13 protein-coding genes are annotated in these 12514 nt (G+C 68.2%); 5 read left to right on the top strand and 8 right to left on the bottom strand.

Features of this window, described 5'->3' with window-relative positions:
* Positions 1–68 precede the first annotated feature (68 nt).
* Positions 69–1499 (top strand): pyruvate kinase, encoded by a 1431-nt coding sequence (gene pyk / locus ABT115_RS14420; RefSeq protein WP_351788501.1) that lies wholly within the window; start codon positions 69–71, stop codon positions 1497–1499.
* Between the two features lie 86 nt (positions 1500–1585).
* Here the strand turns inward: pyk and ABT115_RS14415 are convergent, their stop codons facing one another.
* The 4 genes from ABT115_RS14415 to ABT115_RS14400 all read right to left on the bottom strand — a co-directional run bounded on the left by ABT115_RS14415 (position 1586) and on the right by ABT115_RS14400 (position 5710).
* Positions 1586–2833, bottom strand: a complete 1248-nt coding sequence (locus ABT115_RS14415) for a hypothetical protein (protein WP_351788500.1) — start codon at positions 2831–2833, stop codon at positions 1586–1588.
* The gene (locus ABT115_RS14410) at positions 2823–3392 is read right to left on the bottom strand and encodes a DUF6114 domain-containing protein (protein ID WP_351788497.1); all 570 of its coding nucleotides are present in this window, start codon (positions 3390–3392) and stop codon (positions 2823–2825) included. Before ABT115_RS14410 ends, ABT115_RS14415 begins: the two co-directional genes overlap by 11 nt.
* A gap of 92 nt (positions 3393–3484) precedes the next feature.
* Positions 3485–4129 carry a DUF6230 family protein gene (locus tag ABT115_RS14405; protein WP_351788494.1) on the bottom strand — a complete coding sequence of 215 codons (645 nt, stop codon included), beginning with the start codon at positions 4127–4129 and terminating at the stop codon, positions 3485–3487.
* A 600-nt stretch (positions 4130–4729) separates the two neighbouring features.
* Positions 4730–5710, bottom strand: a complete 981-nt coding sequence (locus tag ABT115_RS14400; RefSeq protein ID WP_351788492.1) for a tetratricopeptide repeat protein — start codon at positions 5708–5710, stop codon at positions 4730–4732.
* A 315-nt stretch (positions 5711–6025) separates the two neighbouring features.
* Here ABT115_RS14400 and ABT115_RS14395 point away from each other — a divergent pair, with 315 nt between their 5' ends.
* The gene (locus ABT115_RS14395; protein ID WP_351788489.1) at positions 6026–6655 is read left to right on the top strand and encodes a TetR/AcrR family transcriptional regulator; all 630 of its coding nucleotides are present in this window, start codon (positions 6026–6028) and stop codon (positions 6653–6655) included.
* A 146-nt stretch (positions 6656–6801) separates the two neighbouring features.
* Here the strand turns inward: ABT115_RS14395 and icmA are convergent, their stop codons facing one another.
* From icmA to ABT115_RS14375, 4 genes are all read right to left on the bottom strand, one after another.
* On the bottom strand, positions 6802–8502 hold the full coding sequence (gene icmA, locus ABT115_RS14390) for a coenzyme B12-dependent isobutyryl-CoA mutase large subunit (RefSeq protein ID WP_351788487.1): 1701 nt from the start codon (positions 8500–8502) through the stop codon (positions 6802–6804).
* A 96-nt stretch (positions 8503–8598) separates the two neighbouring features.
* Positions 8599–8931, bottom strand: a complete 333-nt coding sequence (locus ABT115_RS14385; protein WP_351788484.1) for a DUF3817 domain-containing protein — start codon at positions 8929–8931, stop codon at positions 8599–8601.
* A gap of 64 nt (positions 8932–8995) precedes the next feature.
* Positions 8996–9514: a MarR family winged helix-turn-helix transcriptional regulator gene (locus tag ABT115_RS14380; RefSeq protein ID WP_351788573.1), complete on the bottom strand. Its 519-nt coding sequence runs from the start codon at positions 9512–9514 to the stop codon at positions 8996–8998.
* A 247-nt stretch (positions 9515–9761) separates the two neighbouring features.
* Complete coding sequence (locus ABT115_RS14375) at positions 9762–10112, bottom strand: DUF3817 domain-containing protein (protein WP_351788481.1); 351 nt, start codon at positions 10110–10112, stop codon at positions 9762–9764.
* 281 nt (positions 10113–10393) lie between these two features.
* Here ABT115_RS14375 and ABT115_RS14370 point away from each other — a divergent pair, with 281 nt between their 5' ends.
* From ABT115_RS14370 to ABT115_RS14360, 3 genes are read left to right on the top strand one after another with little or no spacing between them, the layout of a single operon-like run.
* On the top strand, positions 10394–11026 hold the full coding sequence (locus tag ABT115_RS14370; protein ID WP_351788571.1) for an AIM24 family protein: 633 nt from the start codon (positions 10394–10396) through the stop codon (positions 11024–11026).
* A complete protein-coding gene (locus ABT115_RS14365; RefSeq protein WP_351788479.1) occupies positions 11026–11676 on the top strand; it encodes an AIM24 family protein in 651 nt (216 codons plus the stop codon). Before ABT115_RS14370 ends, ABT115_RS14365 begins: the two co-directional genes overlap by 1 nt.
* The gene (locus tag ABT115_RS14360) at positions 11673–12437 is read left to right on the top strand and encodes an AIM24 family protein (protein ID WP_351788476.1); all 765 of its coding nucleotides are present in this window, start codon (positions 11673–11675) and stop codon (positions 12435–12437) included. Before ABT115_RS14365 ends, ABT115_RS14360 begins: the two co-directional genes overlap by 4 nt.
* Positions 12438–12514: the final 77 nt, after the last annotated feature.

Here is a 12514-nt window from a genome sequence, read left to right as displayed (position 1 = left end):
GCACGCCCCTTTGTATCTTCCACCAGACGGAATATTCCGCAACGAAACAAACCGATAGGATCCGCCTCATGCGCCGTTCCAAAATCGTCTGCACACTCGGTCCCGCCGTCGACTCCCATGAGCAGCTCGTCGCTCTGATCGAGGCCGGCATGAGCGTGGCCCGCTTCAACTTCAGCCACGGCAGTCACGAGGAGCATCAGGGCCGTTACGACCGGGTCCGCAAGGCCGCCGCCGAGACCGGCCGTGCGGTGGGTGTGCTCGCCGACCTCCAGGGCCCGAAGATCCGCCTGGCGAAGTTCGCCGAGGGCCCTGTCGAGCTGGTTCGCGGGGACGAGTTCACCATCACCGCGGAGGACGTCCCCGGTGACAAGTCGATCTGCGGCACGACCTACAAGGGCCTGCCCGGCGATGTCGCCAAGGGCGACCCGATCCTGATCAACGACGGCAACGTCGAGCTGAAGGTCCTCGCGGTCGAGGGCCACCGGGTGAAGACCATCGTCATCGAGGGCGGTGTCATCTCCGACCACAAGGGCATCAACCTGCCCGGCGCGGCGGTCAACGTCCCGGCCCTGTCCGAGAAGGACGTCGAGGACCTGCGGTTCGCCCTGCGGATGGGCTGCGACCTGGTGGCGCTCTCCTTCGTACGGGACGCCAATGACATCAAGGACGTCCACAAGGTGATGGACGAGGTGGGCCGCCGGGTCCCGGTCATCGCCAAGGTCGAGAAGCCGCAGGCCGTCGAGCACATGGAGGGCGTCGTCATGGCGTTCGACGGTGTGATGGTCGCCCGCGGCGACCTGGCCGTCGAGTACCCCCTGGAGAAGGTCCCGTTGGTGCAGAAGCGCCTGGTGGAGCTCTGCCGGCGGAACGCCAAGCCGGTCATCGTGGCGACCCAGATGATGGAGTCGATGATCACCAACTCGCGGCCGACCCGCGCCGAGGCGTCCGATGTCGCCAACGCGATCCTGGACGGTGCGGACGCGGTCATGCTGTCCGCCGAGTCCAGCGTGGGCGCGTATCCGATCGAGACGGTCAAGACAATGTCGAAGATCGTCGTCGCCGCCGAGCAGGAGCTGCTCTCCAAGGGCCTGCAACCGCTGGTCCCGGGCAAGAAGCCCCGCACCCAGGGCGGTTCGGTGGCCCGCGCGGCCTGCGAGATCGCGGACTTCCTGAACGGCAAGGCGCTGGTCGCCTTCACCAAGTCCGGCGACACGGCCCGCCGCCTCTCCCGCTACCGCGCGGCGCAGCCCATCCTGGCCTTCACCACGGACGAGTCCACCCGCAACCAGCTCGCCCTGAGCTGGGGCGTGGAGGCGCACGTCGTGCCGCACGTGGACAACACCGACGCCATGGTGGACCTGGTCGACGCGGAACTGCTCAAGCTGAGCCGCTACAACGAGGGCGACACGATGGTCATCACGGCCGGCTCGCCCCCCGGCATCCCGGGCACGACGAACATGGTGCGGGTGCACCATGTGGGTGGAGGGGAGCGCGACTGACGCGGCGGCCTCCGCGCAGAAGGCTGTGGGCCGCGCTCCTTGAAGGAGTGCGGCCCACAGCCTTCTGCGCGGGGGCCGAACAGCCCTTAGCTGTTGCCGCCGGTGAAGTAGTTGTGCAGTCCGGGCACCGTGAGCGAGCCGCCGAACTGGCCGGCCTGAGTCACCTTGACCTTGGTGAAGAAGGCGAAGGGCACGTTCAGCGGCGGCGGCGTCTGCGGGCTGAACGTGACCGGGATGAGGCCGAAGAGATTGCCCTTCAGCTCCTCCGTGTACATCGTCACCGTGCCGTTGCGGATGGTGGACGTGGAGCCCTTGCGCGCCTGGACGTGGGCCGTGGTGCCGTTCGGGCCGACCGTCAGCTGGTGGAGGTCCTTGATGTCGATGGAGCTCGCGGTGAACTTCAGCACCTTCTTGATGGTGCCGTCCTGCGTCTTCACCTCGACGATGCCCTTGTAGTCGAGCCCGTTGAGGGTGAGCAGCGAGCTGTCCAGGATCCACGGGTCGGTCGGGAGCAGCGGGACGCCGGCCTCCAGGTCTGCCGCGGCCAGTGCCTCGGGGTCGGGAGTCGGGCACGGGAAGCGCGGTTTGGCGCCGTCCGGGATGTCCTCGTCCTTCTTGGCGTCGAGTCCCTTGGCGCTGTCGTCGAGCTCCTCGACCGACTGGCCGGCCTTGCCGGCCGCTTCGCGGATGGCGGCGGCGGTCTTGTCAGCCGTCTCCTTCGCGGCGTCCGTGGCCTTCTCCACGGGCTCGGTCGTGGCGCTCTGCGACGGCTTGGGGGACGCGGTGCTCGCGCTCGGGGACGGGCTCGCCGTCTCCTTGTCCGGTCCGTCGAAGAGGTCCTTGAGAGCGTCGCCGACGCCCAGCGGGTCGAGCGGGTTCGTCGAATTCGTGGGTGTGGGCGAGGTGCTCGGCGCGGCGGCGGGTGCGTCGGCGTCCTTCGCCTCCGGCTTCGCGGCGTCGCTCGCCGACGGGGTAGCCGAGGGCTTCGGCGTCGCCGTGTCGCCCTTGTCACCGGAGTCGGTGGCGGAGGGAGACGGGGACGGCGACTTGGTCTCCGACGCGGACGGGGACGGCGATTCGCTCGGCTCGTCGGAGCGGGTCACGCAGGGGCCGGGTGCGAAGGGGATGTCCGAACTGTCTTCGGCCAGCGCGAGCTTGGGAGTGAGCCCCATGCCCACGAAGACGGCCGTCGGCATCGCGGCGAGCGCGAAGGCCTTGCCCGCGGGTATGTGCAGCTTCGTCAGCAACGACTTCCTGGGGGCCGCGTGGCGCGGTCCGCTTCTCGCCCGGAGGTCGTCCCCGGACGGGTTCAGCTGCGTCTCGTCATCCCGCACGGTTCCTCCCGCCGTCGGCCTCGACTGTCGTGTCGTACTGCTCCGGCTGCTGCTGGGGCAACGCTGCCGTGCTGTGGAACTCGGGTTCGGGCTCCTGCGTACCAGGACCCGCGTCCTTGTATGTCTGATCGAGAGCACCCGCATCCACGGCGTCGGGCTTCGGCTCGCCCGGTGCCCAAGAGATGGAGAGCGCTCCACCGAGCAGGGAGAACACAAAGCCGACCAGGAACCCGCCGATGTTGGCGACCGGTATGGAGACCAGCGCCAGCAGGATCGCGGCGACTCCGGCGAACACTCTCACGATGTGGTGGAACCACATCGTGAGGCCCAGCGTGATCAGCAGGACCCCGATGATCAGCGATCCCGCACCGGCGGTCGTGGACATCGCCAGCGTGATGTTGCCGAGGTGCATGTTGGCGTACGGGAAGTACGCGATGGGTAGACCACCCACCATGGTGAACAGGCCCGCCCAGAACGGCCGGTTACCCCGCCAGGTGCGGAATCCTCGCCAGAAGACGCGGAGGTAGTGCTCGTTCTGCCCTGTGGACTCGGGGCTCATGGAAAACAGCTCCCTGGAACCGGTACTGCTGTGAGAAGAGAAAGAGCGGGTGGCCGGAGACCCTGGGGGCGCTCCGGCCACCCGGGCGAGTGCTAGTAGCACTCCTTGCCAGGGCCGCTGTACAGCCGCAGGCTCAGGTTGCTGAGCTTGAAGGTGCCGGCGGTGGTGGCCCACGCCTCCTGCTTCACGTCCTTCAGCACGGCCGTCTCGGCGCGCTGCGCGAAGCCGTTCGGGTTGACGGCCTTCTCGGTGCCGGACTGGATGCCGGGCTTGCCGACGGAACCGGCCGCCACACCGATGTCGATGTTCTCGAAGTACGCGTCGGCGTCGAGCTCGGCAACGTCCAGGTACAGGTTGGTCGCCTTGACCGGCTTCTTCGGGTTCGTACCCGCCTTCAGCTGCAGCGTGATGTTGCCGAGACCGAACGGGAGGTTCGGAGTGACCACCGACTGGCACATGTTGGTGATCGTGGCGTCACTGAAGCCGGACACGGCCACGGCGTGCGCCGCGTCGTTGCCCTTGAGGTCCTTGCCGGTGGCAACGCTGCCGTACTGGACGAAGTCGTGACCGACGAGCCTGTCCGCGTGGACCTTGAAGCTCTGGCCGGACACACTGAACGACGCCGCGAGGGCGCCCTGCGCGAGACCGACACCCACTGCGGCGGTCGCGACGACGCTCGGCACCATGACCAGAGCGAAGCGCTTCCATCTAGTGCCGCCACGAACCTGGGAACTCATAAATTTTCCTCCTTCTCGGACGTACATCTCCGGACCGGGTCTGGGCCCGTCCTGGGATGGGAGAAGTGCTACGTCCTCGGAAAGGAGAGCGCCCGCGTACGGAGGCAGGAACCACGTCCGAATCACCGGCGATCACCCCCGAGCGACAACCACTGGCCACGCATTCGCGCAACCTGTTCGGACAGGCCCTGCCGGACGGCAGGAACCCCCCTGTCCGGAACCGGCGCCACATCCGCCGGCCCACTCGGTGGGGACCCAACGGGGCTGCCGCGCCGACTGGCAGCCGGGCTGGCGTTATTGGACCGAGCGTGGCCGATCGTGGTGCATTCCAAGCCGCCGCACAAGGGGCTTCGTTACTCGCTAGTAACGACCCGATAACCGATAGGCAACCGGGGGGAATCACCCGGCCACACAGGGTGGCGTCGAACGGGAGGACGAAAGGGAGAATCAGGGTCCTTATGCGGACAGATCCCGGGGGGCGATTTACTGCGAGTAACAGGCCGTGCCTTTATCAAGATTTGGTAAAGCAGGGGCGCCTCTTATCGCCTGATCGCGAAAACGGCCGTGACACCCCGGGGATGCCACGGCCGCGTTGTCACATCAGAACAAGACCCGTGCCAGCGCCGTACGCGCGGCACCGACCCGCGGATCGTCGGGGCCGATCACCTCGAACAGCTCCAGCAGTCGCACCCGCGCCACGTCCCGGTCGTCGCCGAAAGTACGGCGCACCGTCTCGACCAGCCGCCCGAAGGCATCCTCGACATGACCACCGACCAGATCCAGATCGGCGGCCGCGAGCTGCGCCGCGACATCGGCCGGGTTCTCCGCAGCGTCCTTGCGGACCTGCTGCGGGTCCATGTCCTTGACGCGGGCGAGCAGTTCGGCCTGGGCAAGACCAAGCTTGGCCTCCGTGTTGGCCGGGTCGTCGGACAGGACGTTCTTGTACGCCCGGATGGCACCGGCGAAGTCGCTGGCGTCCAGGGCCTGCACGGCCGCTTCGAGCAGAGCGTCGTACGGCCCTGCGGGCGCCTCTGTGGGGGCCTGGGCGGCTCCCTCGGCGGCGGCCGCGTCCTGATCGACCACGATCCCGGTGAGCCCGAACCGCTCCTCGCCGACCTGGATCAGCTGGTCGAGCGTCTGCCGGATCTGGGCCTCGGGGGCCGCGCCCTGGAAGAGCGGGAGGGCCTGCCCGGCGACGACGGCGAAGACCGCCGGGATGCCCTGGATGCCGAACTGCTGCATCAGCATCTGGTTGGCGTCGACATCGACCTTGGCCAGCACGAAGCGGCCGTTGTACTCCTGGGCCAGACGCTCGAGGAGCGGACCCAGCTGCTTGCACGGCTCGCACCACTCGGCCCAGAAGTCGATGACGACCGGGACCTCGGCGGAGCGCTGCAGGACATCGCTCTCGAAGCCTGCCTCATCGACGTCGATCACCAGGGCGGACGGCGGCACGGCACCGCCACCACCCTGCCGGGCGGCTTCGGCACGGGCCTGCTCCGCCTTCACCTTGGCCTCGCCGGCCGCTTTCACCGCGGCGAGGTCGACGACGCCGCTCATGGACATGTTCCTAGGCTGCATACGTACATCCTCCCCCTTTGGCCCACCGATACGGAAAGCGATGCGGAAACCGCACCCGTCCGCGGTCCCCGCCGGTATGCGGGGGCACGGACAGACACGGCCCCGGGGCCCCTGAAAGACCCGTTTCGGTGCCGGGTCCCCACCCGGCGCTTGCGGCTGTCGTTCGGTCGTGGCGCCACGGCGGCACGACCACCGCCTTACGCTACGACCCGTAGCGTAACTCCCCGGCACCCCTCGCACACGAGTGCGTTCGGTGATCTGACTCACGGCGAACGGGACCGGTCGGCTCTCCTTACTGACCGGTATGGTCGCGGCATGCTGAGCCACAGCCACGCCAAACCCCTTCGAACGGGGCGTCCACGCAGCGCCGCGGCCGATGAAGCGATTCTGGAGGCGACCAGAGCCTCCCTGGTCGAGCTCGGCTGGTCGAAGCTGACGATGGGCGATGTGGCGACGCGGGCCGGGGTCGCCAAGACGACCCTGTACCGGCGGTGGGCAGGCAAGAACGAGCTTGTCGTGGACGCCGTCGCGGTCCTCTTCGACGAGCTGGAACTGCCCGATCTGGGCAGCTTGTCGGCCGATGTGCAGGCGGTGGTACTGCAGTTCGCCGCGCTGCTGGAGCGGCCGGAGACCCAGACGGCGCTGATGGCGGTGATCGCGGAGGCGACCCGCGACGAGGCGCTGCGGACCCGGATCCGCGACTCGATCGTGGACCGGCAGAAGCGACTGGTGCTTCAAGGGCGCCAACGGGCCCAGGAGCGCGGGGAGTTGCCCGTCGAGCAGGACGAGGCCGAGGCGGCGTCGACCGCCGATCTGATCTTCGACGTGATCGCCGGCGCGGTCGTGCACCGGTCCCTGGTGAGCGCCGAGCCCGTCGATGCCGACTGGGCCCGGCGCTTCACCGTGCTGCTGCTCGCGGGGCTGGGGGCTGCGGCCTCCGCGTAGCGGGGCGGGCCACTGCCGCCGCGCACGGCTGACGGGCGCGGTCGACGGGCGCTGCGGCCGGGCCCGATCGAGGGGCGCGACCGAAAGGCGCGGCCCGGACCACAGCGGCCGGTCGGCCCGCCCGGTCCGGGCTGTCGGCCCGCCGGTCAGAAGCCGGGCGGCTCCGTGTAGGTGCCCCACTCGTCGCGCAGGGCCCCGCAGATCTCACCGAGCGTCGCCTCGGCCCGTACCGCGTCGAGCATCGGCCCGATCATGTTGGAGCCGTCGCGGGCGGCGGCCAGCATCGCGTCCAGCGCCGACTTGACCCGTGCGTCGTCGCGGGCGTCCTTGCGGCTGCCGAGCACCCGGACCTGCTCGCGTTCGACCTCGTGGCTGACCCGCAGGATCTCCAGGTCGCCGGTGACCGAGCCGTGGTGGACATTGACGCCGACGACGCGCTTGTCGCCCTTCTCCAACGACTGCTGGTACCGGAAGGCGGACTCGGCGATCTCGCCGGTGAACCAGCCGTCCTCGATACCGCGCAGGATGCCGGAGGTGATGGGCCCGATGGGGTGCTGCCCGTCCGGGTGGGCCCGGGTGCCGCGCTCCTTGATCTGGTCGAAGATCTTTTCGGCGTCGGCCTCGATCCGGTCGGTGAGCTGCTCGACGTACCAGGAACCGCCCAGCGGGTCGGCCACATTGGCGACGCCGGTCTCCTCCATCAGCACCTGCTGGGTGCGCAGCGCGATCTCGGCGGCCTGCTCGGAGGGGAGCGCGAGGGTCTCGTCCAGGGCGTTGGTGTGCAGCGAGTTGGTGCCACCGAGGACCGCGGAAAGCGCCTCGACCGCCGTCCGTACGACGTTGTTGTACGGCTGCTGGGCGGTGAGGGAGACCCCGGCGGTCTGGGTGTGGAAGCGGAGCCACTGCGCCTTGTCGGTCCTGGCGCCGTACGTCTCCTTCATCCAGCGGGCCCAGATCCGGCGCGCCGCGCGGAACTTGGCGATCTCCTCGAAGAAGTCGAGGTGCGCGTCGAAGAAGAAGGAGAGACCGGGCGCGAAGGTGTCGACGTCCAGCCCGCGGGAAAGGCCGAGCTCAACGTATCCGAAGCCGTCGGCGAGGGTGTACGCGAGCTCCTGCGCGGCCGTCGCCCCGGCCTCGCGGATGTGGTAGCCGGAGACGGAGAGCGGCTTGTAGGCGGGGATCTCGCGGGCGCAGTGCTCCATCAGGTCGCCGATGAGGCGCAGATGGGGCTCGGGCTGGAAGAGCCACTCCTTCTGCGCGATGTACTCCTTGAAGATGTCGGTCTGGAGCGTGCCGTTGAGCACGCCCGGGTCGACGCCCTGACGCTCGGCGGCGACCAGATACATGCAGAAGACGGGGACGGCGGGTCCGCTGATCGTCATGGACGTCGTGACGTCGCCGAGCGGGATGTCCTTGAAGAGGACCTCCATGTCGGCGGCGGAGTCGATGGCCACTCCGCAGTGCCCGACCTCGCCGAGCGAGCGGGGGTCGTCGGAATCGCGGCCCATCAGCGTCGGCATGTCGAAGGCGACACTGAGCCCGCCGCCGCCCGCGGCGAGGATCATCTTGTAGCGCTCATTGGTCTGCTCGGCGTTGCCGAAGCCGGCGAACTGGCGGATGGTCCAGGTCCGGCCGCGGTAGCCGGTCGGGTAGAGCCCCCGGGTGAAGGGGTACTCGCCGGGCCAGCCGATCCGCTCGAATCCCTCGTACGTGTCCCCCGGGCGGGGGCCGTACGCGGGTTCCACGGGATCTCCGGAGAGTGTGGTGAAGTCCGCGTCACGCTTGCGGGCCTTGTCGTAACGGGCCTGCCAGCGGCGGCGGCCTTCCTCGATCGCGTCAGCGTCCATACCATCGAATTTACTAGGACGTCCTAGTAAATGTCGATGGCAAACCGCCCGGTGCTTCGCACGGGGCGGTTCGGCGGGCTCGGGGCGGGCCGGGGCTCAGGCCTTGACAGTGGCGGGAGAACCGTCGACAACCAGCGGCTCAACCTCGCGGACGACCTGGCGCTCGACGAAGAACGCGGCCGTCGGGATGGTGCCGGAGAGCAGCACCCAGAGCAGCTTGCCCATCGGCCACTTCGCCTTGGACCCCAGGTCGAAGGCGAAGATCAGGTAGATGATGTAGAGGACACCGTGGATCTGGGAGACGACGAGCGTCAGATCCTTGCCCATGCCGAAGCCGTATTTGAAGATCATGCAGGTGCAGAGCACCAGCAACATGACTGCGGTGACGTAGGCCATCACCCGGTACCGGGTCAGCACACTGCGTTTCATGGCATCGAGCGTAACCGGACGCCCGGGGCGATCATGCAGCGGGCCGGGCCCTCGAAATGTTGTCCTATGCCTCTTCTGCCTCTTCGAAATCCTTGGCCGCGATCCGCAACGGCCGCAGCAGGGCGAAGATCTCCGCGCACTCCTCGGCGTCGTACGCCCCGAGCCCGAACTCCATGTCGACCAGGTCCTTGGTCGCAGCCTCGACGACCTCGCGGCCCTTGTCGGTGATGGAGGCGAGGGTTCCGCGGCCGTCGTTCGGGTTGGGGCGCTTGGCGACCAGGCCGGAGCGCACCAGCCGGTCCACCGTGTTCGTGACGGAGGTGGGGTGGACCATGAGCCGCTCACCGATCTTGGACATCGGCAGCTCACCGGCCCTGGAGAAGGTGAGCAGCACCAGCGCCTCGTACCGCGCGAAGGTCAGTCCGTACGGTTTGACGACCGCGTCGACCTCGGCGAGCAGGATCTGCTGCGCGCGCATAATCGAGGTGATCGCCCCCATCGAGGGCACCGGGCCCCAGCGCTGCTGCCAGAGTTCGTCGGCGCGGGCGATGGGATCGAAGGGGAGACTGAGCGGCTTCGGCACGGTTCCGACCTTACTCACTGGTCATATGCTGGTCAGCCCCGTCTCGAACTTCGGTCCGAGGGCCGTGCGCGGGCTCCGTTTTCCTGACCTCGCGGACGCTGTCGTCGGCCTCACGGGACAACCGTAGGTAGATCGCTACTGAGGTCATGTACTCAAGGTACGCGCGGCCACCCTCAGTGGAGGTGAACATGGCCTAACTCGCCGACGTCCTCACCGGCCCCCAGCGGACTGACCGAGAACGCGACGATCACGCGCTGACCACGCCTTCCCTGCGGGCGCGGGCGGCGATGACACCGTCGGCCTCGTAGCGCTTGAGCACCTTGTCACCGTAGAGCCCGCCGAACGGCACCAGCGCGAGCAGGAAGAAGAACGCGACACGCTTCAGCGGCCACTTGGTCTTGGACCAGACGTCGAGCAGCAGGACGGCGTAGATCACGAAGAGCACGCCGTGGATGATGCCGAGCGGCATCATCAGGAAGTCGATGTCGGAGACCCGGCTGAGGATCGAGCCAAAGATGATCAGTGCCGGGAAGGAGAGCGCCTCGGGAATCGAGATGAGGCGCAGCCGGTGCAGGGCGGTAGCGGTCTTGACGTCCACGAGGGGCACCTTCGGTGGGAGGATCGTGACAGCTTGTGAATGTAGGCACAAGCCCAGCCCATTGTGGCATCGGCACGGGCGGCGCTCGGCGCCGGGGGCCGTATGCCTCCGGTCACGTGCCACCTTCGGCCCCGTTCCGTTCCGTCGTCGCGCCGTACGGCATACATCCCGATTGCGTACGGGTCCGGTACCGGATGCGTATCAGGGGCGGCTCCGGGTGCCGGTTCCGCCCCGAGAGGCTGTTCCGGCAGGGGCCCTGCCGCTACCGTCACTCCGTGGCAATGTTCCGACTCCAAGGCAGCAGAACGCTCGCCGTCGACCTGACCGGCGACGCCGTCAAGGCGAAGAACGGCTCGATGGTCGCGTACGACGGCCGGATGACGTTCAAGAAGATGACCGGCGGCGGCGACGGCCTGCGCGGCATGGTGACCCGCCGGCTGACCGGCGAGCAGATGACCGTGATGGAGGTGAAGGGGCAGGGCACCTGCTACTTCGCCGACCGCGCGAGCGAGATCACTCTCGTCTCGCTGCACGGCGACACGCTCTATGTCGAGGCGAGCAATCTGCTCTGCACCGATGCCGGGCTGCGCACCGGAACCAGCTTCACAGGTCTGCGCGGCGGGGCGACGGGCAACGGCCTGTTCACCACCACCGTCGAGGGCACCGGCCAGGTGGCGATCACTTCGGACGGCCCGGCCGTGGCGCTGCGGGTGTCGGCCCAGTACCCGCTGTTCGTCGACCCCGGCGCCTACGTCGCACATCAGGGCAGTCTCCGGCAGCACTTCCAGTCCGGGGTGAACCACCGGGTGCTGATGGGTGAGGGCTCGGGCGAGTCCTTCCAGATCCGGTTCGAGGGCGAGGGACTCGTCTACGTGCAGCCGAGCGAGCGGAACACCATCGGGGGCGATGTCTGATGCCGTTCCGTGAGATCAACTCGAAGATGGTCGAGGCGACGATTCTCCCCGGCCAGAAGATGTACAGCCAGCGCGGCGCGATGCTCGCGTACCGCGGCGAGGTGTCCTTCACGCCGAACATCCAGGGTGGCCAGGGCGGCGTGATGTCGATGATCGGCCGCCGGGTGGCCAATGAGGCGACCCCGCTGATGACGGTTGACGGCAGCGGAACGGTGATGTTCGGCCACGGCGGCCATCACATCCAGGTGATCAACCTGTCCGGCGACACCCTGTATGTGGAGGCCGACCGGCTGCTCGCCTTCGACGGGACGCTGCAACAGGGCACGATGTTCATGGGTTCGCAGGGCGGAGTGATGGGCATGGTGCGCGGTCAGGTGACCGGGCAGGGGCTGTTCACCACCACCCTCAAGGGTCATGGCGCGGTCGCGGTGATGGCGCACGGCGGCGTGATCGAGCTGCCGATCACGCCGGGCCGCGCGGTTCATGTGGACCCGCAGGCGTATGTCGCCCACCACGGCGACGTACGCAACAAGCTCTCCACCGCGCTCGGCTGGCGGGACATGGTGGGGCGCGGCTCCGGCGAAGCGTTCCAGCTGGAGCTGAGCGGCAGTGGCACGGTGTATGTCCAGGCCTCGGAGGAGAAGCTGTGAGCACGCCCGTGGTCTTCGACCCGATGACGCTGCCGTCGGACGACAACGTCAACTCGTACACCTTCTGCGTGGAGCTCAAGGGGAGCCAGTGGTTCCTGCAGAAGGGCAAGATGATCGCCTATTACGGGCGGATCGAGTTCAACGGCATCGGCCACGGCCGCTTCGAGCGGCTGCTCCGTACGAGCTTCCACTCGCCACTGCACGCGGGCGACTGGGTGGTGGCCGAGGGCAGCGGCAAGATGCTCCTCGCCGACCGGGCCTTCGATGTGAACTCGTACGACCTGGAAGACGGGAATCTGACGATCCGGTCCGGCAACCTCCTCGCCTACCAGCCGACCCTGGCACTCAAGCAGTCCATCGTGCCGGGCTTTTTGACGCTGATCGGTACGGGGAAGTTCGTGGCCGCGTCCAACGGTCCGGTGGTCTTCATGGAGCCGCCGCTGCGCGTCGATCCGCAGGCCCTGGTCGGCTGGGCGGACTGTCCCTCGCCGTGCCACCACTACGACTACGGCTATATGACGGGGGTGCTGGGCGGACTGCGGTCGATGACGGGTCTCGGCGGCACCTCGGGCGAGGAGCACCAGTTCGAGTTCGTCGGGGCGGGTACGGTGCTGCTCCAGTCGACCGAGGTCCTGATGCCTGAGCAGCCGACAGGGGAAACGCCGGCGCAGGCCGGGGTGCCGGGCGGTTCGGGTCAATCTGGCTCCGCAACCCGCCTGCCCGGTCAGCTCGGGGACCTCCAGCGCCGCTTCGGTTTGTGAACGGTAGTCTGCGGAGTGTGACGTCGAACGTCTGCGCCCGCACCCGGGCCCGTCTCCGAGCGGCTGCCGGGCGTCAC

It is taken from the genome of Streptomyces sp. NPDC001832 (assembly GCF_040297265.1).
In the GTDB taxonomy this organism is placed as follows: Bacteria; Actinomycetota; Actinomycetes; order Streptomycetales; family Streptomycetaceae; genus Streptomyces.
This window is presented reverse-complemented; position numbering and strand designations above follow the sequence as displayed.